At 72.0% G+C, this 21205-nt stretch carries 20 protein-coding genes; 11 read left to right on the top strand and 9 right to left on the bottom strand.

Annotation, left to right across the window (positions count from 1 at the left end):
• Window positions 1-5: 5 nt before the first annotated feature.
• Window positions 6-395, bottom strand: a complete 390-nt coding sequence (locus tag OHS59_RS04940) for a hypothetical protein (RefSeq protein ID WP_328492163.1) — start codon at window positions 393-395, stop codon at window positions 6-8.
• A 249-nt stretch (window positions 396-644) separates the two neighbouring features.
• Here OHS59_RS04940 and OHS59_RS04935 point away from each other — a divergent pair, with 249 nt between their 5' ends.
• Window positions 645-1316 (top strand): CatB-related O-acetyltransferase, encoded by a 672-nt coding sequence (locus OHS59_RS04935; protein WP_328492162.1) that lies wholly within the window; start codon window positions 645-647, stop codon window positions 1314-1316.
• Between the two features lie 25 nt (window positions 1317-1341).
• Here OHS59_RS04935 and OHS59_RS04930 read toward each other — a convergent pair whose 3' ends face one another.
• Together OHS59_RS04930 and OHS59_RS04925 are read right to left on the bottom strand one after the other, a co-directional pair.
• Window positions 1342-1875, bottom strand: a complete 534-nt coding sequence (locus OHS59_RS04930; RefSeq protein WP_328492161.1) for a hypothetical protein — start codon at window positions 1873-1875, stop codon at window positions 1342-1344.
• A gap of 25 nt (window positions 1876-1900) precedes the next feature.
• Window positions 1901-2185, bottom strand: a complete 285-nt coding sequence (locus OHS59_RS04925) for a hypothetical protein (protein ID WP_328492160.1) — start codon at window positions 2183-2185, stop codon at window positions 1901-1903.
• Window positions 2186-2572: 387 nt separating this feature from the next.
• Here OHS59_RS04925 and OHS59_RS04920 point away from each other — a divergent pair, with 387 nt between their 5' ends.
• Both OHS59_RS04920 and OHS59_RS04915 read left to right on the top strand, forming a co-directional pair.
• On the top strand, window positions 2573-4237 hold the full coding sequence (locus tag OHS59_RS04920) for an alkaline phosphatase D family protein (RefSeq protein ID WP_328492159.1): 1665 nt from the start codon (window positions 2573-2575) through the stop codon (window positions 4235-4237).
• A gap of 203 nt (window positions 4238-4440) precedes the next feature.
• Window positions 4441-5802, top strand: a complete 1362-nt coding sequence (locus tag OHS59_RS04915) for a carbohydrate-binding protein (protein ID WP_328492158.1) — start codon at window positions 4441-4443, stop codon at window positions 5800-5802.
• 102 nt (window positions 5803-5904) lie between these two features.
• Here the strand turns inward: OHS59_RS04915 and OHS59_RS04910 are convergent, their stop codons facing one another.
• Genes OHS59_RS04910 through OHS59_RS04890 form a run of 5 tightly spaced genes read right to left on the bottom strand, consistent with a single transcriptional unit; the run spans window position 5905 to window position 9903 of the window.
• Window positions 5905-6999, bottom strand: coding sequence for a serine hydrolase domain-containing protein (locus OHS59_RS04910; protein WP_328492157.1), 1095 nt, complete (start codon window positions 6997-6999; stop codon window positions 5905-5907).
• Window positions 6996-7916: a DUF6895 family protein gene (locus tag OHS59_RS04905; protein WP_328492156.1), complete on the bottom strand. Its 921-nt coding sequence runs from the start codon at window positions 7914-7916 to the stop codon at window positions 6996-6998. Before OHS59_RS04905 ends, OHS59_RS04910 begins: the two co-directional genes overlap by 4 nt.
• A complete protein-coding gene (locus OHS59_RS04900) occupies window positions 7913-8947 on the bottom strand; it encodes a DUF6895 family protein (RefSeq protein WP_328492155.1) in 1035 nt (344 codons plus the stop codon). Before OHS59_RS04900 ends, OHS59_RS04905 begins: the two co-directional genes overlap by 4 nt.
• On the bottom strand, window positions 8944-9702 hold the full coding sequence (locus OHS59_RS04895; protein WP_328492154.1) for a hypothetical protein: 759 nt from the start codon (window positions 9700-9702) through the stop codon (window positions 8944-8946). Before OHS59_RS04895 ends, OHS59_RS04900 begins: the two co-directional genes overlap by 4 nt.
• Window positions 9703-9714: 12 nt before the next feature.
• Window positions 9715-9903, bottom strand: a complete 189-nt coding sequence (locus tag OHS59_RS04890; RefSeq protein WP_328492153.1) for a hypothetical protein — start codon at window positions 9901-9903, stop codon at window positions 9715-9717.
• A 276-nt stretch (window positions 9904-10179) separates the two neighbouring features.
• Between OHS59_RS04890 and OHS59_RS04885 the strand changes: the two genes are divergently transcribed.
• The 7 genes from OHS59_RS04885 to OHS59_RS04855 all read left to right on the top strand — a co-directional run bounded on the left by OHS59_RS04885 (window position 10180) and on the right by OHS59_RS04855 (window position 17823).
• Window positions 10180-11262: a hypothetical protein gene (locus OHS59_RS04885; RefSeq protein ID WP_328492152.1), complete on the top strand. Its 1083-nt coding sequence runs from the start codon at window positions 10180-10182 to the stop codon at window positions 11260-11262.
• Between the two features lie 116 nt (window positions 11263-11378).
• A complete protein-coding gene (locus tag OHS59_RS04880; RefSeq protein ID WP_328492151.1) occupies window positions 11379-11804 on the top strand; it encodes a DUF6003 family protein in 426 nt (141 codons plus the stop codon).
• A gap of 132 nt (window positions 11805-11936) precedes the next feature.
• Window positions 11937-12527 (top strand): 2Fe-2S iron-sulfur cluster-binding protein, encoded by a 591-nt coding sequence (locus OHS59_RS04875; protein WP_328492150.1) that lies wholly within the window; start codon window positions 11937-11939, stop codon window positions 12525-12527.
• Window positions 12524-13516, top strand: coding sequence for an FAD binding domain-containing protein (locus OHS59_RS04870; protein WP_328492149.1), 993 nt, complete (start codon window positions 12524-12526; stop codon window positions 13514-13516). Before OHS59_RS04875 ends, OHS59_RS04870 begins: the two co-directional genes overlap by 4 nt.
• Window positions 13517-13592: 76 nt before the next feature.
• Window positions 13593-15686, top strand: coding sequence for a xanthine dehydrogenase family protein molybdopterin-binding subunit (locus OHS59_RS04865; RefSeq protein ID WP_328492148.1), 2094 nt, complete (start codon window positions 13593-13595; stop codon window positions 15684-15686).
• A gap of 69 nt (window positions 15687-15755) precedes the next feature.
• Window positions 15756-16658 carry a helix-turn-helix domain-containing protein gene (locus OHS59_RS04860; protein WP_328492147.1) on the top strand — a complete coding sequence of 301 codons (903 nt, stop codon included), beginning with the start codon at window positions 15756-15758 and terminating at the stop codon, window positions 16656-16658.
• Window positions 16659-16836: 178 nt separating this feature from the next.
• Window positions 16837-17823, top strand: coding sequence for an SMP-30/gluconolactonase/LRE family protein (locus OHS59_RS04855; RefSeq protein ID WP_328492146.1), 987 nt, complete (start codon window positions 16837-16839; stop codon window positions 17821-17823).
• 32 nt (window positions 17824-17855) lie between these two features.
• On the opposite strand, the gene OHS59_RS04850 is transcribed toward OHS59_RS04855, so the two are convergent.
• Window positions 17856-19634 carry a PucR family transcriptional regulator gene (locus tag OHS59_RS04850; RefSeq protein ID WP_328492145.1) on the bottom strand — a complete coding sequence of 593 codons (1779 nt, stop codon included), beginning with the start codon at window positions 19632-19634 and terminating at the stop codon, window positions 17856-17858.
• A 274-nt stretch (window positions 19635-19908) separates the two neighbouring features.
• Between OHS59_RS04850 and OHS59_RS04845 the strand changes: the two genes are divergently transcribed.
• Complete coding sequence (locus OHS59_RS04845) at window positions 19909-21177, top strand: aspartate aminotransferase family protein (RefSeq protein ID WP_328492144.1); 1269 nt, start codon at window positions 19909-19911, stop codon at window positions 21175-21177.
• The last annotated feature ends 28 nt before the right edge of the window (window positions 21178-21205 follow it).

Genomic DNA, 21205 nt, shown 5'->3' with positions numbered 1-21205 from the left:
AAGCTTCACCTCATCGCAGGGAGCAGGAAGAGCACGGCCAGTAACCACATCAGCAGTACCGAGACGACGATGAATGCCAGGACGTACGTCTCGTACCAGCGCAACAGGTTGCGGGTGCGCGGGCGTTTGCGGAAGTCCGGGGCGACCATTTCGTCCGTGAGGTCGCACTCCTCATGGCGGTAGTCCAGCCATGAAAGGGCCCCGACGACGATCAAGGTCGCGGTGAATGCGGCGACAACGGTGGTGAGGACGAGCAGTCCGACCACTCCGCCCCGCGCTGTCGCGGCATCCACCCCCCATTCGCGGTATCCCACGAAAAGAGCGAGAACGGCGGTCACCAATGTGGTCGCGAGCGTCTGGTAGATGGCCAGGAAACGGTGGAGATTCTCGTTCACCGCGTGAATCTGCTGAAGTATGTAGCGGTAGCGCTCCAGTGCGAATTCTTCGCGTGTCGAGCCTTGCGTCCGATCCGCGTTCCGGGACGCCTCAGGTGCCACCATTCAATCCCCGTCCCCCGGTGCGGCTTCAAGCATAGAGGCGAAGGCCCGGCCGGGACCACGTACTTGGAGAAAGCGGGGCAACCGCCCTCGCGGTGTCGGCGGCTGCGATCATGTGACCCGTCATCCATGAGGAGTTGATCCGTGATGCCGGCTGTTCCCGCCGACCCGAACGTGCTGCATCCGATGCCCGAGCAGCCCCGCGTCGTGCTGCTGCGCCCCCTGGTCACTTCGCCGTTGATCGAGGTGGGGGAGTACTCCTATTACGACGATCCGGATGATCCGACCGCTTTCGAGACCCGCAATGTGCTGTATCACTACGGGCCGGAGAAGCTGGTGATCGGTAGATTCTGCGCGTTGGGCGAGGGGGTGCGGTTCATCATGAACGGTGCCAACCACCGGATGGACGGCCCCTCGACGTTTCCCTTCCCGATCATGGGAGGCGACTGGGCCGAGCACTTCGATCTGATCACCGGTCTGCCCGGCAGGGGTGACACCGTGGTCGGCAACGACGTCTGGTTCGGATACCGGACCACGGTGATGCCCGGGGTCCGCATCGGTCACGGGGCGATCATCGCCTCCGGGGCCGTCGTGGTCGACGACGTGCCCGACTACGGCATCGTCGGCGGCAACCCGGCCAAGGTTTTGCGCCGCCGGTACGCCGACGAGGACGTCGCCCGCCTCCTGGCTCTCGCCTGGTGGGACTGGCCCGCCGAGCACATCAGCGAGCATGTCCGGACCGTCATGTCCGGCAGTGTCGATGACCTGGAGGCCGCGGCCCCGGGCCCGATCCAGGTCTCGGACCCGGCCTCGGAGTAGCGGGTGACGCGCCCCGCCCCGACCGCTACCGCTGTGGCTGCGGGGCCGGGCTCTCGCCCTTCAGAGCCGCTTCCATGGTGCGCAGGCGGCGGTGCTGGACGCGGCTGTTGGCGATGCTCCAGCTGATGAAGACCACGGTGAGCAGCGAGTAGCCGATGGTCTGGCGCATCCCGCCGGTCACGGCCGTCAGGACGGTGACGGAGCAGAAGAGGACCGTGAGGAAGACCAGGGCCGCCACGCGGTGACGTGTGCGGTGCAGGCGTTGGCCGACCAGTTCGCGCATGGAGTCGCGTTCCGCCGGGTCGTCGGGGACGTCACCCTTGCGCAGCTTCCGGTCCAGCACGATGAGGCTGTCCGTGCTGCCCGCGGCGCGCTTCTCCTTGCGCCGGGCGACGAGCACGACGGCGATGCCGCCGACCGAGATGAAGGCCGTGCGGATCACGACGGAGAGTATGGAGGGCCCCGGGAACAGCAGAGCCACCAAGGCGCTGGCGCAGAGGATCGACAGCACGAACTGCAGCCACAGGTGTTTGCTGAGGAAAGTGTTGATGCGTTCCACGGTCTGTCACTCCCTGATTCCCGGGTCAGACCCGTGTCCGGCGGCGGACGGTCGCGACGCGCAGTGCCAGGGCGATGGCGAGGAGGATCCAGGCCACGGCGCAGTAGGCCCACTCGGTCGCGCCGTTCGCGGCGCCGAAGATGCTCCATACGGCCCACAGGGCCAGGACGGTGCACAGCGCGGTCCACGCGATGTCCATGAGGCGGACGCGCAACTGCCCGCGTTGCGTGGTGCCGCGCTCCAGGGTGCCCAGCTCGGACGGCTGTGGTGCCGAGCGAGGGGCTCTGTGTGCTCTGGCTCGCAGTGTCATGACTCGTCTCTCCTTCTGCTCGTGCTCGTACGTCCACTCGCGCTCGGCGCTGCTTCTGCCGTGCTCGTACGTCGTACGGTGCTTTCGCGTACCCCGGGCTGTGACGTGCAACCGGTCAAGTCGTCCACGGCAAACGGACGTTGCAGGTCCGGATGGCTGGTCAGGCCCCTTCGGGCCGCCATCGCTCCCGTCCACGGCGGTGGCCGGACGCCGGTCGCGGGGCGCGACAGGGATGCTCCGCGAGCGTGCGGCACGGATGCCCCGCACATCCCGCGCCTGCCGTATTTGTGAGCTTTATCTGTTTAACATGCAGTGATCCACTTCCTGTGGCCCTGCCACGCACAGCTCGTGGGTCCGTTGTGCCGTCAACCGCGAGAGGAGGCCTCCATGGCCCCGGCAGGCCGTCGCAGATCGCTGACGCAGGACACCGTGTCACGACACGACCCCGAACTGCGCGCCGCCGCACGGCATTTCGGACGCCGTCGTTTCTTCACGGTCACCGCCGCGGCTGCCGCGCTCGCCTTCACCACCAACCTGCCGGCCCGGGGAGTGGCAGGCGCCACGGAGCTCGACGCGGCGAGGATCCCCACTGATCCGTTCATGCTCGGCGTCGCCTCCGGAGACCCGCTGCCCAGTTCCGTACTGCTGTGGACCCGGCTCGCGCCCGCCCCGTACGAGCCTGGTGGCGGTCTGCCCGGGCAGTACGTGGCCGTGGAGTGGGAGGTGGCCACCGACGAGCGCTTCGCCCTGATCGTCCGCAGGGGCACCGCCATCGCCTTCCCCGAGTACAACCACAGTCTGCACATCGACGTGGAGGGCCTCGAAGCCGGCCGCGTGTACTACTACCGGTTCAGGACCGGGACCTGGATCAGCGAGACCGGCCGTACCCGCACGGCGCCGGCCGTCACGGCCGCTCCCTCGAAGCTCACCTACGCGGCCGTGGCCTGCCAGGCCTACCACGACGGGTACTTCACGGTGCACCGCCATCTCGCCCAGGACGACGTGGACGTGGTCTTCCACCTCGGCGACTACCTCTACGAGTACGCGGTGAACTCGGTGGGCGGCGCCCGCGACTACACGGACCGGAAACTGCCCGACCTCTTCAACCGTGAGACCAGGACCCTGGACGACTACCGGCTGCGCTACGCCCTCTACAAGAGCGATCCGGACCTGCGGGCGGCACACGCGACGCACCCCTTCGTCGTCACCTGGGACGACCACGAGACCGAGAACAACTACGCGGGCGCGATCAGCGAGAACAACGATCCGCCGCAGGACTTCCTGCTGCGGCGCGCGGCGGCCTACCGGGCGCACTGGGAGAACCAGCCCCTGCGCGACGCGCAGCTGCCCAACGGCCCGGACAGTCAGCTCTACCGCCGGCTCAGGTGGGGCACCCTCGCCCAGTTCGACGTCCTCGACACCCGCCAGTACCGCTCCGACCAGGCGTACGGGGACACCCTGCACGCACCCGGTCCCGAGACGGACGATCCGGCGCGCACGCTCACGGGGGCGGCGCAGGAGAGATGGCTCCTCGACGGCTGGCGTGCCTCGCAGCCCCTGTGGAACGTCATGGCGCAACAGGTGTGCTTCTCGCAGCGCAAGTTCGACCTCGGCGCCGAGGCGAGGACGTCCATGGACGCCTGGGACGGCTACCGGGCCTCGCGCCGGCGGGTCCTCGACGGCGCGGAGTCGGCGGGGGTCGACAACCTGGTGGTGATGACGGGGGACGTGCACGTCGGCTACGCCTTCGACATCAAGGACGACTTCGACGACCCGGCGTCGAGAACGCTGGGCACGGAGATCGTCGCGACCTCGGTCGCGAGCGGCAAGGACGGCGCGGAGAAGCCCGGCAACTGGGACACCTACCTCAGGGCCAACCCGCACCTGAAGTTCTACAACGGGCGGCGCGGCTATGTGCGGGTCGCGCTGGACCGCCAGAAGGCGCGGGCCGACTTCCGGACGGTCTCCGCGGTGACGACGCCGGGCGCGCCGGTCACGACCGCCGCGTCCTTCGTGACCGAGGCGGGGGACCCGGGCCTCAAGCCCGTCTGACGACGCCCGGCCTCCGCGGCTGCCCTCCGCACCTCCTGCGCGCACCCGCGCGCGGTACTCCGCCGGGCGGGTCCTTCATGTCGTCCGAAGCGTCGAACCGCGGACGGGTGGACATTTTTCGAGTCCATGTCGGCAAAACCTAGGTTCCCGACGCCCCGCTGGTATCGCACTGCCACCGAACCCCGAGAACGAGGAGTCACCCGATGGTCCACAGACACGCCGGCGCACCCGCCCGGACCGCCCTGACCGTGCTCGGCGCACTTGTGCTCACCGGGCTGCCCGTGGCCGCGGCCGCCGAGCCCCCCGCGCCGGCGCCCTCCTCCGCGCAGACGCTCGGCGCCGACAAACCCTCGGCGGCCGTCCTGCGCGCGATGGAGCGCGACCTGCGGCTGACGGGCCCACAGGCCAAGGCACGGCTGGTCAACGAGGCGGAGGCGGGCACGCGCGCGGGCCGGCTCCAGAACGTGCTGGGCAAGCACTTCGCGGGCGCCTGGGTGCACGGCACGACCTCCGCCGGCCTGACCGTCGCGACCACCGACGCCGCCGGTGTCGCCGCCATCGAGGCCGCCGGGGCACAGGCCAAGGTCGTCAAGAACGCGCTGAAGGACCTGAACACCGCCCGGACGAAGCTGGACGCCGCCGCGGTGGGCAGGGCCCTCGACACGCCGGTCCGCTACATCGACGTACGGACCAACCGGGTGACGGTGCAGGCGACGAGCCGAGCCGCCGCCGACAAGCTCATCGCGGCCGCCGGGATCGACCGGCGGCTCGTGGACGTCAAGGTGTCGCCGGACCGGCCGCGCGCCCTGTACGACGTGCGGGGCGGTGACGCGTACTACATCGACGACAAGGCCCGCTGCTCGGTGGGGTTCTCCGTGACGAAGGGGGAGCAGCAGGGGTTCGCCAGTGCCGGGCACTGCGGGAACGCGGGTGCCAAGACCGCCGGCTTCAACAAGGTCGCCCAAGGCACGTTCGAGGCCTCGGTCTTCCCCGGCCAGGACATGTCCTGGGTGAGCGTCAACAGCGAGTGGACCGCCACGCCCACCGTCAAGGGCGAGGGTGACGTGAACGTGCAGGTCGCCGGTTCGGTGGAGGCACTGGTGGGCGCGGCGATCTGCCGCTCCGGCTCGACCACCGGCTGGCACTGCGGAACCATCGAACAGCACGGCACCACCGTGAGCTACGCCCAGGGCGACATCAACGGAGTGACGCGTACGACGGTGTGTGCCGAGCCGGGTGACTCCGGTGGCTCCTACATCTCCGGCACCCAGGCCCAGGGGGTCACCTCCGGAGGCACCGGTGACTGCAAGGCCGGCGGAATCACCTTCCACCAGCCCGTCAACCCGGTGCTCAGCGCGTACGGTCTGACGCTCAAGACCGCCACGGGCCAGATCGGCACCCCCGCCCCGGAGGACGGCCAGACGGCCGGCTGGACCGCGGGCCAGGTGTACGAGGTCGGGACCCGGGTGACGTACGACGGTGTCTCGTACCAGTGCCTGCAGACGCATCAGGCGCAGGGAGCGTGGCAGCCCCGCCTCACGCCGGCGCTGTGGCAGCGCGTCTGACGGTCACCCGGTTTCAGCGGCGCGAGGTGCCGGTGCTCGGACCCGGCACCTCGCGCCGCTGCGCTGTGCCCGCCCGGAGGTCCTGTTGGGTTCCACCGTGTCTCACATCTCGGCCAGCAGCGCGTACGCCGTCGTCACGAAGGTGTCGCGGGCCCGGAAGCGGCGGGTGCACACGGCTGCCAGTGCCGTTCCGATGTCGGGCCTGAAGCCCAGGAAGGCCTGCTGACCGAGCGTGGCGCCGGAGTGGAAGTACATGGGGCCGTGACCGGTGGGGTGCTGGAACCAGGACACCGTGTGTACATGCCGGTGCCCCCGGCCGCGCCGCAGGACCGGGCGGCGCACCGCCCGCAGCGCGTCGGCCAGTTGCCGGCCCGCCGGATCCAGGTGGGCTTCGAGGAACGTCAGCAGGTCGGGCGGGGTGGCCCGGACGGCGCCGGCCGACCGGAATCCGCCGACGGTCAGCGGGGGCGTGGGTGTGGTGCCGTCGGCGCGGTGTCCGGTGGCGTCGGTGTCCGGGCCGCCGGGCCGAAGTACGGTGCCGCTCAGCCCGAGAGGCCGCAGCACCCGGCAGCCGAGCAGGTCGTCCCAGGGTGTCGCGGTCGCCGCGGCCAGGGCGTGACCGAGCACGGCGACACCGAAGTTGGAGTAGTGCCAGCGGGTGCCGGGCCGCCGGTGCTGCCGACGGCGCAGGAAGGCGTCGACCACCCGCCGGTCCGGATATCCGGCGTACGGGTTGGTGTGCCACGTGGGCAGGGCCCGCAGGAAGAAGTCGGCGGGCAGGGCGGGCAGTCCGGAGGTGTGGGTGATCAGGTGCGCGAGGGTGACGGGGTCCCGGCCTGCCGGCCGGGCCGGATCCAGACAGGTGGCGGCCGGTTCGCCCGCGGACAGGACGCCCGACTGCGTCAGCTGGGCCAGGAGCAGCCCGGTGAACGTCTTGGAGGCCGAGCCGAGTTCGTAGCGCACCTGGTCGCGGGGCACGGGCGGGGGCGGTCCGGTGCCTCCGCAGCGCACCGTGCGGTGACCGTCCCGGGAGAGGGCGAAGACGACGTCGGGTGCGTCCACGGCGTCGACGGCGTCGTCGAGCAGATCCCGTACCCGCTCGCCGTCCGGGTACGACCCCGTCGAGGGGTGACTCGGCGGGGGTGCGCCGGTGGAGCCGAGGGGGATGCCCGGCCAGGGTTCGGGTCGTCGTGTCATGCCGGTGCGTGCGCCAACTGCGTCAGGGCGCGGGATGTGGCCAGTACGGAGGCGAACGCGGCCACCAGCGTCGGGTGGTAGACGAGGTCGAACAGTTCCTCGGGGTCGCCCTCGGGCATCGTGCGTAGGGCGGGCATCGCCCCGTCGCTCTGCTGGGCGGCGGCGAAAGCCTGCCAGGCCCGCTCGTCCAGTGTGGGGTGCGGCAGACAGGCGTCGACGACGAGCAGTTCGCCGAGCAGGTCCCAGCGCTCCAGGTCGAGCCAGTCGTCGATCCAGGCGGGCAGCCAGGTGGCGAGGTAGTCGGCGAGGGGGGCCGGAATGCCGTCGGGGTTCTCTCCCCAGTCGGTGAGGTGGAAGACGGTGTGCGTGATGTCGTAGGCGATGTGCCCTTCGACGGTCCAGGGTTCGGGGGTGCGGCCGAGCCAGGTCCTGCCGACGACCTCGGACTCGGGCGGCCGGGCCGGCAGCCCGAAACGGCGCTGGAACGCGGACAGTCCGAGCCGGCGCGTCGGCGGCAGCTCGTAGGCGTGGAAGCTCTCCAGACCCTGGTTGAGCCGGAAGGCCTGTTCGGCCTCGGGGTGGCTGTGGCCCAGCTCCTTGAACGGGAGATAGACCTCGAAGGGGATGGGGGAGAGGGGTTCGATGCGCTGGCCGCGGACCAGCATCCGGCCGCCGTCCAGCGTGTCGCGCCAGGCATGGTCGAGCAACTGCCGTGCCAGCTGGGCCTGTCGGGAGCCGGCCACGCCTTCGCGGAACAACACCTTGCAGATGAGGGCCAGTTCGCCGACCGGTTTGAAGCGCTCCAGGAAGCCCACTTCCGGGTCGACGTCCTCCTCCAGACGGAACCCGTCGCGGTGGGCGTGCAGCCACTCCAGGGCGCCGGTCCCGACGGTGTGGATGAGGCGGGTGCTGGTCATCTCGACACTCCTTGCCCGTCGTGCCCCGGTTGCACCGCGTGCCCCGGATGCGTCGGGCGCCCGGACCGCGCCGCGTGCTCCAGGACGCGTACCTTCTCCGTCGGCACTCCGCCGTCGTCGCTGTCCGTCCGCAGACGGTGGGCGGTGAGCACGGCGGCGAAGGCCGCCATCAGGGTCGAGTGGTAGCAGCCGACGAAGTCGTACGCGGGCGGGTGGCCGTCCCGTACGGAGCCGGTCTCCGGGACGGCTCCTGACGTGTCCTGCGCCGAGGCGAGTTTCGTCCAGGCCTCCCGCAGCACGGGGATGTCCGGTGGGCCCGGCAGGCTGCCGGCCACGGCCAGCAGTTCGCAGCTCAGGTCCCACTGCTCGTCCTCCAGGCAGGTGTCCAGCCAGGGCGGCAGCCACTGTGAGAGATAGCCGGCCACCTCCGGGGGAACGCCCCCGGGAGTCAGGCCCCAGTCGGTGAGGTGGAAGACCACATGGGTGAGCGTGTAGCCGGCGGCGCGTTCGAACGTCCATGGCTCCGGCAGGCCGCCCAGCCAGGTGCGCGGCAGTGCCCGTGACATGGCGTCGTGCTGCGGGATCCCGCTGCGGCGTTCGGAGTTGAGGACGCTGAGGCGCCGGTTGGGTTCCTGCTCCGTCATCCGCCAGCCGCGGGTGCGGGCCACCGTCGCGACGGCCCTCTCGTAGTCGTCGTGGCGCAGCCCGGCCGACGCGAACGCCGCGTAGATCTCCAGCGGGTAGGTGGCGAAGGGTTCGAGACGCTGGAGTTCGAGGAAGAGGGCGCCCTGCCCGGTCTGCCGCCAGGCGAAGGCCAGCAGGTCGGAAGCGGCCTCGTGCAGCGGGCCGACCGGGTCGGTGTGTCTGCGGATGCTGACGCACACCTGGGCCAGCTCACCGAGGGGCTTCCATGTGAAGTTCACGTTCGCGTGCTCGGCGAGCGCGTCGTCGCCGAGCTCGAACTCGCCGCGGTGGGCGGACACCCAGGTCAGCGCGGCTTCGGCGACCCCCTGGACATCGCGCGCCGTCACACCCGCACCTCGGTGCGCATGAGTCGCGCGGCCTCGACCTGGAGTGCCACGCGTGGATCGTCGCAGCCCATCTGTGCCACGAACGCGAGGCCGGCTTCCAGCCCGAGCGTGTCCGGCACTCCGTCGAGAAGGACCAGCCAGCGGCCCGCCCCGGCCGCCTGGAGCCAGTCGCGGCGACGGACCGCCCGGACGAATCCCCGGGCGACGTCGACAGGGCGGCTCCGGGCCGCGCGCGTCACCGCGCAGTCCCCGCCGGGCACGGCGAGGGGGGCGAGTACGGCGAGTTGGTGGGTCAGCGACTGCCACGAGGCGCCGTCGAGCCAGGCCGCCAGGGGTTCCGCGTCATGTCCGGGCGCGCTGTTGCCCCCCGGGGTGCCATCGCCCCCTGGGGTGCCGTCGGGGGACGCGCCCGGGCCGGTGTCCAGTCGCAGAAGTGTTCGTTTCATGGCCCAGTGGCTCCACGCCGAAGTGGGCGAGGCGTCCGGGGGAGGCGGGTAGGCGTGCACGGCCCTGCTGAACAGGGCGAGGTCGTCGGGCCCGGGAGGCGTACGGCGCAGGACGTTCGGCAGGGTGGCGTCGGCCCCCACCACCCGTACGGCGGCGAGGGCGAGGGAGTCGGCGGCCTCGGGCTCGTCGATCCCCGTGACGCTGCAGGCCAGCCGGAACGGGCCCCCGCTCCGAAGAGCGGAGACCAGTTCCGACGTGAGGCCCTGCACCGCACCCGCCAAGCGGGTCGAAGTGCCTGACTGTTCCATCTGACTCCCCCGTCAGCCCTTCTTCGGCCGCGGAGTCGGAGGCGACAGCAGAAGCGTTGTCGTCCCGGACGTCAGGGCGAGCGCCGCGCACTCTCGGCTGTCACGGTACGAGCCGTCGGCCTCGACCGGGTCGAGGGCCGCTTCGACGTCCACGCCATGGACCTCGGTGAGCTCGTCGGTCAGAAATTCGGTGGAAGACATACCACCATCCCCTTTGCGAGAGACAAGTTGTTCTCGGTTCTCGAAGTACGGGTGACCGTTTTGCGGAGACTTATTCATGAAGGTTGGGTATGTCTTGTTTGTTAGTTTTTCAAGTTCCCCCGCGTCACGGGCCAAATGCCGGATCCCGGCAACAACCAGCCCGTCACAGGGCCCAGTTCGCCCATGTTCTTTCGACTGCCACCGCAGCAGAATGCGCTGGTGACTCCCGCACGGACTGAGATACCGGATGAACGACCGGGTGCGGTGGCGCCCGAAGTGCCACGTCCGAGAAACCGTGGCCAGAGGATCGGCGCCGCGGCCGTCGCCTCGGTGTGCGCGTCGGCGGCGGCATGGCTGCTGCTCATCAGCACGCCTGCAGCGATCGGCGAGGGGAACGCCTTCAAGAACGCGTCCCGCTGCGCCTCGGAAGGCGACGTCTCTGTCGACGGAGTCTCCGGCGACGACGCCGCGTCCGGCGACTGCCTGCGGACCGTGAGCGCCCGCGTCGACCGCACCGAGCACGTACAGGGCCGCAAGACGCCCTCGTACCGGCTGTACGTGGTCGAGGCGGACGGGGACAAGGGCAGCGCCACCCTCGGAGGCGATCCGTCCCGGCGTCCGGTCGCCTCCCGCGGAGCGGACGTCGCGGTCACCTACTGGCGGGGGCAGATCCGGTACGTCGACCTCGCCGGCGGGCGCAAGTACACCCACGCGGACCCACGGGACGACTACAAGGTCGTGGCCGCCCCGGGCCTGGCCATCGGCCTCTACGGCACGGGCTTCCTCTGGTGCTGGTTCTGGATGACGCTGCACTCCCGGGTGGCGAAGAGGGCGCGGCCGTGGGAGATCGGCCTGCCCTTCGTGGCGGGCGTCGGCCTCACCGTCGTCGGCGGATTCGCCCCGTGGGCCACCGACGACATGGGGGCGGCGCTCCTCCTGGTCGGACGGGCCACCGCTGTCGTGGCGGGCGCCTGCGCGGTGGCCGCCGTGTTCCTCCGGCGGCGCGGACGCGGCGACGAGACCATCGACGTGACACCCTCCGTGCCCACGGAGGAGCAGCACTTCCCGGGCCGGATCCTCGGCGAGGTCCCCTACGCCGAACACGGCACCCACCTGATGGCCGCCGACGGCTACCTGGCGACGACCGCGGGCCACAGCGGCGTGGCCCACCGCCGCGTGGTGCCGCGCACCCTGACCCCGCTGCGCGTCCGCCACCCGTACTGGTCGGACCCCTCCCCGCCGGACTTGCGGGGCGGGGCCCGGGTCCTGGAGTGCGAGGACGACGGCGTACCGGTTCTGGTCGTCACCCACCGCGCACACATGCCGTGGGTCGTGGGCGCCCTGACACCGCGACCGTGAATCTCCCGGTTCGCCGGTCGGTCCGGGGAGCGGGCGGTAATCCGGACGCGGCGGGGTAGAGGGATGCCGACCGGTCGGCGGGACGCCGACCGGACCCCGTTGAGAAGGAGCCGAGGATGACCGACGACGCCTATCTGTTCCTGCTCGACGACGCGTCCGTGCGGCTCGGTGTGTCCCCGGCCGCCGTCGGCGAACTCGCCTGCATGGAGACCCCCGCCGTACGAGCGTGGCTGGACGCGCAGGGCAGCACACCCACCGCCCCGGAACTGCGCCTGCTGCCGCCGGAGGAGACGGGCTCCGTGCCCGAGAGCGCGGAACGGCTGCCGGTGCCGCTGAGCGACGAGGAACTGAGCCGGGTACGCCGGCGGACCGGCCCGGAGGCGATCGCGCGGATCGAGGAGCAGCTGCTGTCCTATCGCGACATCACGGACGGCCGGGACGGCCTGATCGGGCGGGCACTGGCCGCGGGCGTACCGCCGCACCGCGTCGTGGAGCTGACCGGCGAGGACCCGGCGACGGTCACGGCCGCCGCCGGCGGCTGACGAAGTGGGCGCGATCGCCGAGGCCGAGTCGGGTCACCCTTCCCACGTGACGGACCCCGCGGCAGCGTCCGGGCGGCCCGTCCCGCCGGGCTCCGGCGTGCGGGAACGCGTGGCGGGCCGCAGCCTGGACACATGAGCAGCGAAGTTCCGAGCCCCGAGCGCGGCACCCCCGGGCCACCCGACCGCCACCACTCCGAGGTGCTGCTGCGGGTGAACGGCGCACCGCACACGCTCACCGTCGACCACCGCTCCGTCCTGCTGGACGTACTGCGCGAGCAGCTCCACCTCACCGGAGCGAAGAAGGGCTGCGACCACGGCCAGTGCGGAGCCTGCACGGTCCTGGTGGACGGCCGCCGGGTCAACGGCTGTCTGCTGCCCGCGGTGGCCCAGGACGGGTGCGACATCACGACGGTGGAGGGACTCGCCGCCGGTGACGGCGGCGACGGCGGACAGGGCGAGGAGCCGCACCCGCTGCAGCGGGCCTTCATCGACCGCGACGCCTTCCAGTGCGGCTACTGCACGCCGGGACAGCTCTGCAGCGCCGTCGGCGCGATCGCCGAGGCCGAGTCGGGTCACCCCTCCCACGTGACGGACCCAGCGGCAGCGTCCGGGCGGCCCGTCCCGCTGGGCCCCGACGAGATCCGCGAGCGGCTCAGCGGCAACCTCTGCCGCTGCGGCGCCTATCCGAACATCGTGCGAGCCGTCGAGGACGTGATCCGGTGAAGCCCTTCGGCTACGCGCGTGCCGCCAGTGTCGAGGAGGCGGCCGAGCTGTACGCGGCCCACCCCGGCGCCCGCTACCTCGGCGGCGGCACCAACCTCGTGGACCTGATGAAACTCGGCGTGGAGGAACCTTCCACCCTCGTCGACGTCAGCAGGCTGCCCCTCGACACGGTGGACGAACTGCCCGACGGATCCCTGCGGATCGGCGCCACGGTCCGCAACAGCGACCTCGCCGCCCACCCCATGGTCCGCGACCGGTATCCGGCGCTCTCCCAGGCACTCCTGGCCGGGGCCTCCGGACAGCTCCGCAACGCGGCCACCACCGGCGGCAACCTGCTCCAGCGCACCCGCTGCCCCTACTTCCAGGACACGGACCAGCCCTGCAACAAGCGTGTTCCCGGCTCCGGTTGCGGCGCCCGGGACGGCGTACACCGAGACCACGCGGTGCTCGGGTACTCCCCGCAGTGCATCGCCACCCATCCGTCGGACATGGCCGTGGCGCTGGCCGCCCTGGACGCGCGTGTCGAGCTGTACGGGGCCGACGGGTCGCGGACGGTTCCCGTCGCCGAGTTCCACCGGCTGCCCGGGGACCGCCCCGAACAGGACACGGTGATCCGCCCCGGTGAGCTGATCACCGGTGTGGTCGTGCCGGGAGCCCCGGCCGGGCTGCCCTCGCTGTACCGCAAGGCACGTGACCGGGCGTCGTACGCCTTCGCCCTCGCCTCCGTCGCCGCGGTGCTCGGTGTGGAGGGCGGCGTCGTCCGGCACGTCGGCATCGCCTTCGGAGGGCTGGCCCACCGTCCCTGGCGGGCCCGGCTCGCGGAAGAGGCACTGCTGGGGGCCGCCCCCACGACGGCGGCGTTCGAGCGGGCCGCGGACCTCGAACTCGCCGCGGCCCAGCCGCTGCGCGACAACGGATACAAGGTCCGGCTGGCCCGCAACCTCGCCGTCGACGCCCTGCAACGGCTCGCGCCGCCCACCAGCACCTGACCGGACACCTGCGACCCGGCGCCTGAACGGGCACCGGCAAGTCAGCGCCTGAACGACACCAGCAGAAGGAGCAGTCATGGCCGACACCGGCACCGCGCTGGGCGCGCCCGCCGAGCGCCGGGAGGGCCGGGACAAGGTCACCGGCAGCGCTCGCTACGCCGCCGAACAGACCGACCCCGGCCGCGTCCATGCCTGGCCGGTGCGCGCCGGGATCGCCCGCGGGACGGTCCGTACCGTCGACGCGAATGCCGCCCTGGCCCTGCCCGGGGTCCTCAAGGTGCTCAGCCACGACAACGCCCCTCGGCTCGCCCCCGCGGACGACCCCACGCTCTCCGTCCTGCAGGACGCGCGTGTGCCGCACCACGGCTGGTTCGTCGCCCTGGTCGTCGCCGAGACACTGGAGGCGGCCCGCGCGGGCGCCGCCGCGGTCCGTGTCGAGTACGACGTCGAGGAACACGACGTCACCCTGACCGACGACCACCCCGAGGCCTACGCGCCCGAAGAGGCCAACGGCGGTTTCCCCGCACACCGCGAACAGGGCGACCCCGAGGGCGCGTTCACGGCCTCGGAGGTGCGCGTCGACAGTCACTACCGTGTCCCGCCGCTGCACAACCACCCCATGGAGCCGCACGCGGCCACCGCCCGCTGGACCGACGGCAGACTTGTCGTGCACGACTCCAGCCAGGGCGCCACGACCGTACGCGCCACCCTGGCGTCGCTGTTCCGGCTCTCCGAGGACGACGTCACCGTCATCAGCGAACACGTCGGCGGCGGCTTCGGGTCCAAGGGCACCCCGCGCCCTCATGTGGTGCTCGCCGTGATGGCGGCGCGGGAGACCGGCCGTCCCGTCACCCTCGCACTGCCTCGGCGGTTCATGGCCGAGGTCGTCGGCCACCGGGCGCCCACCCTGCACCGGCTCCGCCTCGGCGCCACCGCGGACGGGACCCTCACCTCGTTCCTCCACGAGGTCACCACCCACACCTCCCGCGTCAAGGAGTTCGTGGAGCAGGCCGCCGTACCCGGCCGGATCATGTACGCGGCGCCCCACCGGCTGACCTCCCACCGGGTGGTGCCGCTGGACGTGCCCAGCCCGTCCTGGATGCGCGCGCCCGGCGAGGCACCGGGCATGTACGCCCTGGAGTCGGCCATGGACGAACTCGCCGTCGAGGCCGGCCTGGACCCCGTGGAACTGCGCGTCACCAACGAGCCGGACACCGAACCCGACAGCGGCAAACCGTTCAGCAGCCGCCACCTCGTCGACTGCCTGCGGGAAGGCGCTAGGCGCTTCGACTGGGCCGGGCGCGACCCCCGCCCCCGGTCCCGCCGCGAGGGCCCGCTCCTCGTCGGCACGGGAGTGGCCTCCGCCACGTACCCGGTGATGGCCAGCCCGGCGCAGGCGACGGCTCACGCGAGTCCCGACGGCACCTTCACCGTCCGGATCAACGCCACGGACATCGGCACCGGCGCCCGCACCGTCCTCGCCCAGATCGCCGCCGACACACTCGGCGTCCCCCTGGACCGCGTACACGCCGAGGTCGGCAACAGCGACCTGCCCTCCGCGCCACTGGCCGGCGGTTCGTCGGGTACGGCCTCCTGGGGCTGGGCCGTCCACGAGGCGTGTACGCGACTGGCGGCGAGCCTGGCCGGACACACGGGACCCCTGCCGGACTCGGGACTCCGGGCGCACGCCGACACGGCGGGCACCGCCGACGCCGACAGCCCTTTCTCCCGGCACGCCTTCGGCGCCCACTTCGCCGAGGTCACCGTCGACACGGTGACCGGGGAGGTCCGCGTACGCCGCCTCCTGGGCGTGTACGCCGCCGGACGCATCCTCAACGCCCGCACCGCCCGCTCCCAGTTCATCGGCGCCATGACCATGGGCCTGGGCATGGCGCTGACCGAGGGCAGCACCATGGACGCCGCGTCCGGCGCCTTCGTGGAGTCCGACCTCGCCGCCTATCACGTCCCGGCCCATGCCGACGTCCCGGACATCGAGGCGCACTGGATCGACGAGGACGACCCCCATCTCAACCCGATGGGCAGCAAGGGCATCGGCGAGATCGGCATCGTGGGCACGGCCGCCGCCATCGGCAACGCCGTCCACCACGCGACGGGCGTCCGCCACCGCGAACTGCCCCTGACCCCGGACCGGGTGCTGGCGGGCCTGTAGCCAGACCCCGCCGATCCCTACCCCAGCGGGGTGAGGCGCCGACCGGCGGCGGTCCGCATACTCGGTGACATGAACAAGCACGACGGGCACCTCGCCGAGTTCCTCCAGGCACGCCGGAGTCAACTGCGGCCCGAGGACGTGGGGTTGCGGACCTACGGCGAGCGGCGCCGCGTGCCGGGGCTGCGGCGGGAGGAACTCGCGATGCTCGCGGGCATCAGCGCGCCCTACTACACGCGCCTGGAGCAGGGCCAGTCACGCAACGCCTCCCGTGAGGTGCTCGACGCGGTGGCGAGCGCCCTGCGACTGGACGACTCCGAGCGGGCCCATCTGCACACCCTGGCCGGTGCGCGCAGGCACGGCGGACCCGGCACCCGGTCGCGTACCGAGCGCATCACCCCGGCGACGAGGGCCCTGCTGGCAGCTGTCGGCGGCACCCCCGCCCTCGTCGTCGGCCGCCGCAGTGACGTCCTGGCCTGGAACCGTCCGGGGCACGGGCTGTTCGCAGGCCATCTCGATCCGGTCGGCCCCGACGATCCGCGGCGGCGGCCGAACATGGCCAGGCTGGTGTTCCTGGACGCGCACACCCGCGACCTGTATGCCGACTGGCCCGCCAAGGCCCGGGCCGTCGTGGGCAATCTGCGGCTGATGGCCGGGCGGCACCCGGACGATCCACTGCTGGCTGCACTGATCGGTGAACTGACCGTGCACAGCCGGGAGTTCGCCACGATGTGGGCCGACCACCGGGTGCTGGCCTGCGATGTCGCCGACTACGAGATGCGCCATCCCCTGGTCGGGACGCTGACCGTCACCCAGCAGACGCTGCAGAGCCCACAGGGGGACGGGCCGTCCTTGGTGGTGGCCACCGCCGACCAGGACTCCCCGGCCGCGGCGGCACTGGCACTGCTCGCCCATGCCACCGCACCGAGGGAAGAGGTCCGGCCCCACCACGGCGCCGAGACCCGCACCGTCTGACACTCCATCACCCGACCCACCACCGCCTGACTCGCGACCTCTCTTCGAGGCGCCCCGTGGACCCCGGCGCCGCCCCGCGGCTGCCGCATGCCCGAAATCAGCAAGAACCAGCGAAGAACCAGAGAAGAACCAGAGAAGAACCAGAGAAGAAACCAGAGAAGAAACCAGAGAAGGATCCATGTCGAACCGACGTATCAAGACGCTCATGGCGGCCGTCGCGGTGGCCGCGGCCACCCTCGCCTCGGCCGTACCGGCGGGGGCCACGCCCACCCACCCCGTCCGCGAACCGCTGACCGACGTGCGGATCGCCACCCACTTCGACGTGTCCTCGGGACAACTGCCGGAGAACATAGCCCTGTCGCCCGACGGCACCGCGGCCGTCACCTTCGCCGCGAGCCGTCAGGTGGCCCAGGTGAGCCCGCGGGGCGCGACCCGCGTCCTGGCGACGCTGCCCGCACCCGCCGACGGCGGAGTCCACACCCCTGCCCTCGGCTTCCCGCTGGCCACCGGAATCGCCCGCACCCCGGACGGCACCCTGTACGTGCTGTACGCGACGGGAACCGCCGACCTGACAGGGCTGTGGCGGCTGCGCCCGGGGCAGGCCCCGCAGCGCATCGCCGCACTGCCCGCGGACGGTCTGCCCAACGGGCTGGCACTGGACGAGCACGGCAAGCGGCTCTACATCACCGACTCGGTGCTCGGCACGGTGTGGACCGTCCCCGTCACCGGCGGTACCCCCACCGCCTGGTCCACCGCACCCGAACTCGCCTCGACCGGCTTCCTCGGAGTCAACGGAGCGAAGGTGCACGACGGCGCGCTCTGGGTGACCAACCTCGACCGGGGCACCCTCCTGCGCATTGCGATCCGCCCGGGAAACCGCGCGGGCACCCCGCAGGTCAAGGCGTCGAACCCGGACCTGGTAGGAATCGACGACTTCGCCTTCACCGGACACGGCGACGACGTCCTGGCCACGCTCAACACCACCAACAGGGTCGTGCTCCTCAGGACCGACGGCACCCGGACCACCGTCCTGGACACCGCCGACGGACTGCAGAACCCCAGCTCCGTGGCGCTGCGCGGCAAGGAGGTCTACGTGCTCAGCGCCGCCTACTCCACGGCCACCGACCCCAACCTGCTGCGCGCACGACTCCGCGGCCACAAGTAGAACCAGGCGGTGCGGGGCGGCGGAGCCGCGACTCAGGTCGCCTCTCCGCCGTCCCGCAGGACGTCGAGGACGGTGAGGGCCACGTGCAGTTCGGTGCGTCGCCCGCCGGATTCGAGGTCGCAGTCGAGCAGCCGCTCGATGGTGCGCAGACGCTGGTAGACGGTCTCCCGGGACAGCCCGCCGAGCCGGGCGGCGCCGGTCTTGCTGCCGGCGGCGTCCAGATAGTGGCGCAGCGTCGTCAGGAGTTCGGTGCCGTGCCGGGCGTCGTGGTCGATGAGCCGGCCGAGCCGGCACTCGGTGTACTCCTGGATACGGGTGTCCTCGCGCAGCGCGTACAGGAGGCGGCGCAGCCCGATGTCGGACAGCTCGTGGTACGACCTGCCCGCGGGCAGGGGCTGGCCCGGAGGGGTGGCTTCGGCGACGCGGGACGCCTCGCGGAACGAACGGGCGGCCTGGGCCAGGTCCGTTACCTCGGAACCGGTGCTCATGACGGCATGCGGGTCCGACTCCAGCGCGATGCGGCCCAGTTGTTCGACCGTGGGCCGCCAGGGCTGGGAGGGGCGCAGGGCCAGCAGGATGCCGAGACGGGCGGGGGCCAGCGTGCCGACCAGCGCGGGAACGCCCGTCGCCCGCAACTCGTGGGAGAGGCGGGCCTCCAGGCCGGCGGTGCCGTCCGGGGCCCGGGCATCCGACAGGACCGTGAGGACAGCGAGGAACACACCGCCCTCGGTGGGCAGGCCCAGCGCGGCGAGGCGCGCGCGGGCGTCCGCGGGGGAGTGGTGGCGCTGCTCGGCGAGGTCGCGCAGCGCGCTTCGGTGCGCCGTGCGCTCCCAGGGCGTGGCGTGGATGAGGCGGGCGATCGTGAGGGCCGTCGCCGTCCGCTCCAGGACGGTGACGTCCTCCGGCACGAACACCGCCGAGGCCGTGGAAGTCGTGGAGGCGGACACCACTGAGGCCGTCGAGCCTGCCGAAGCCGTGGATGTGGTGGAGGCCGTCGAGGTCGGCAGGCCGGGCGGGGGCGGCAGCATGGCCACGCGTCCCCAGCGTTCGCCCTGGTACTCCACCGGGGCCACGAGCCAGCCCTCCGGGCCGCCGACCTCCGGGTGGGCGGCCCGGAGGGACGGCTCGTGACGGGTCGCCCTGGAACGCTGTTCCCAGCCGGTCAGCGCCTCGTCCACCGTGCTGCCCGACGGCTCGCAGATCAGCGCCTGGTGCACCAGGTTCTCCAGGACGACCGTGCGCCCGCTCATCTCCGCCGCCGCGCGTACGACGTCCTCGGGTCCGGCGCCGCGCAGCGTCAGGGCGGTGAACGCCTCGTGGATGCGCTGGGTCCGGCGCACGGCGTCCGCCTGACTGCCGAGGATGAGGGTGTGGACGACCTGGGTGACCTCCAGGAAGTTGACGTCCTTGGCCAGGGTGACGAGCGGCAGGCCACGGGCGCGGCACGCCTGGATGAGCGGGCCGGGCGGGCGGTGGTAGCGCCGTACGAGTTCGATGACCAGGGCCGCGGCCCCGACGTCGGCGAGTTCGTCGACATATCGGCGTACGCCCGCCGGGTCCTCGGGCAGGGGCATGCCGGTGGTGAGGACGAGTTCGCCGCCCTTGAGGAAGGAGGCGGGGTCGGTCAGTTCGGTGATGTGGACCCAGCGGACCGGCCGGTCGAGGCGGGTCACCCCGGCGACCACCTCCGGCTGTCCCGCGGCCAGGACGGGGAGGGCCAGGACGTCGGCGACGGTGAGCGCGCGGCCCGCGGGGGCGGTGCCCGGCTCCCCGGCCGTGGACGGCCGTGGCGTTTCGGCGTACTCGCTCATGGTGCGTCCCTGCCCGCCCGGACACTGTGACAAGCGTGGCTGACCTGCGCGACAGAGGGCCGACGGCCGTCGCGGAGGCCATGGAGGGCGCGCCGGACCCCGGCCGGTTGACACAACGTCCGAACCCCACGGCCGCGTTGGACAGTTCACGCGTTGTCGCCTCCCGTCCCGGTCGAGATGCTCGGAACGCCGGGGTACCGCGGTCTCGAAGCATCGAGATGCCGGAGCACCGAGGTGGACGACGTAGCCGACAACGCACGGCCGGGAGACGAACATGACCGCACTGTCGCCGCACCTTCGCCAGGCCACTCCCGTGGTGGCCGTCAGGGGCGAGGGCGTCCACCTCTTCGGTGAGGACGGCCGCCGCTATCTGGACTTCACCGCGGGCATCGGAGTCACCAGCACCGGGCACTGCCACCCGAGGGTGGTCGAAGCCGCCCAGGAGCAGGTGGGCAGGCTCGTCCACGGCCAGTACACGACGGTCATGCACCAACCGCTGCGCCGGCTCGTCGACAAGCTCGGCGAGGTGCTGCCCGCCGGCCTCGACAGCCTTTTCTTCACGAACTCCGGGAGCGAGGCGGTGGAGGCCGCGCTGCGGCTGGCCCGGCAGGCCACCGGCCGCCCCAACGTGCTGGTCTGCCACGGCGGATTCCACGGCCGGACCGTGGCCGCCGCCGCGATGACGACGTCCGGCACCCGATTCCGTTCCGGGTTCTCCCCGTTGATGAGCGGTGTGGTCGTCACGCCGTTCCCGACTGCCTACCGGTACGGCTGGGACGAGGAGGCGGCCACCCGCTTCGCCCTCCAGGAGCTCGACTACACGCTCCAGACGATCTCCTCACCCGCCGACACGGCCGCGGTCATCGTCGAGCCGGTGCTCGGCGAGGGCGGCTACGTGCCCGCGACCCGCGCCTTCATGGAAGGCCTGCGCGAACGCGCCGACCGGCACGGCTTCCTGCTGATCCTGGACGAGGTGCAGACGGGAGTGGGCCGCACCGGCCGGTTCTGGGGGCACGACCACTTCGGTGTCACACCCGACATCCTGGTCACCGCCAAGGGGCTGGCCAGCGGGTTCCCGCTGTCCGGCATCGCCGCGTCCGAGGAGCTGATGGCCAAGGCGTGGCCCGGCTCGCAGGGCGGCACCTACGGCGCCAACGCGGTCGCGTGCGCCGCGGCCTGCGCGACCCTCGACGTCGTACGCGACGAGAAGCTGGTCGAGAACTCGCAGGCCATGGGGGCACGGCTGCGCCAGGGACTTGAGGCGGTGGCCGACCGGACGCCCGCCATCGGGGACGTCCGCGGCCTCGGACTGATGCTGGCCAGCGAGTTCGTCGACGAGGACGGCGGCCCCGACCCCGAGACCGCCGCCCGTGTGCAGCGGGCCGCCGTCGACGAGGGTCTGCTCCTGCTGCTGTGCGGTGCCTGGAACCAGGTCGTGCGCATGATCCCGGCACTCGTGATCGACGGGACGGCGGTGGACGAGGGCCTGCGTGCCTGGGAGTCGGCGGTGGAGGCGGGTACGGCGGGAGCTCCGGGCCGATGACCGACCGCCCCGCTACCGAGACCCGTAC

Source organism: Streptomyces sp. NBC_00414 (assembly GCF_036038375.1).
GTDB lineage: Bacteria > Actinomycetota > Actinomycetes > Streptomycetales > Streptomycetaceae > Streptomyces.
This window is presented reverse-complemented; position numbering and strand designations above follow the sequence as displayed.

What these genes read in the sequence shown, in the direction of transcription:
- OHS59_RS04935 (WP_328492162.1), top strand. Translation starts at nt 645, where the DNA reads ATGCCGGCTGTTCCCGCCGACCCGAACGTGCTGCATCCGATGCCCGAG.
- OHS59_RS04925 (WP_328492160.1), bottom strand. Translation starts at nt 2,185, where the DNA reads ATGACACTGCGAGCCAGAGCACACAGAGCCCCTCGCTCGGCACCACAG.
- OHS59_RS04920 (WP_328492159.1), top strand. Translation starts at nt 2,573, where the DNA reads ATGGCCCCGGCAGGCCGTCGCAGATCGCTGACGCAGGACACCGTGTCA.
- OHS59_RS04915 (WP_328492158.1), top strand. Translation starts at nt 4,441, where the DNA reads ATGGTCCACAGACACGCCGGCGCACCCGCCCGGACCGCCCTGACCGTG.
- OHS59_RS04910 (WP_328492157.1), bottom strand. Translation starts at nt 6,999, where the DNA reads ATGACACGACGACCCGAACCCTGGCCGGGCATCCCCCTCGGCTCCACC.
- OHS59_RS04905 (WP_328492156.1), bottom strand. Translation starts at nt 7,916, where the DNA reads ATGACCAGCACCCGCCTCATCCACACCGTCGGGACCGGCGCCCTGGAG.
- OHS59_RS04895 (WP_328492154.1), bottom strand. Translation starts at nt 9,702, where the DNA reads ATGGAACAGTCAGGCACTTCGACCCGCTTGGCGGGTGCGGTGCAGGGC.
- OHS59_RS04890 (WP_328492153.1), bottom strand. Translation starts at nt 9,903, where the DNA reads ATGTCTTCCACCGAATTTCTGACCGACGAGCTCACCGAGGTCCATGGC.
- OHS59_RS04880 (WP_328492151.1), top strand. Translation starts at nt 11,379, where the DNA reads ATGACCGACGACGCCTATCTGTTCCTGCTCGACGACGCGTCCGTGCGG.
- OHS59_RS04875 (WP_328492150.1), top strand. Translation starts at nt 11,937, where the DNA reads ATGAGCAGCGAAGTTCCGAGCCCCGAGCGCGGCACCCCCGGGCCACCC.
- OHS59_RS04865 (WP_328492148.1), top strand. Translation starts at nt 13,593, where the DNA reads ATGGCCGACACCGGCACCGCGCTGGGCGCGCCCGCCGAGCGCCGGGAG.
- OHS59_RS04860 (WP_328492147.1), top strand. Translation starts at nt 15,756, where the DNA reads ATGAACAAGCACGACGGGCACCTCGCCGAGTTCCTCCAGGCACGCCGG.
- OHS59_RS04855 (WP_328492146.1), top strand. Translation starts at nt 16,837, where the DNA reads ATGTCGAACCGACGTATCAAGACGCTCATGGCGGCCGTCGCGGTGGCC.
- OHS59_RS04850 (WP_328492145.1), bottom strand. Translation starts at nt 19,634, where the DNA reads ATGAGCGAGTACGCCGAAACGCCACGGCCGTCCACGGCCGGGGAGCCG.
- OHS59_RS04845 (WP_328492144.1), top strand. Translation starts at nt 19,909, where the DNA reads ATGACCGCACTGTCGCCGCACCTTCGCCAGGCCACTCCCGTGGTGGCC.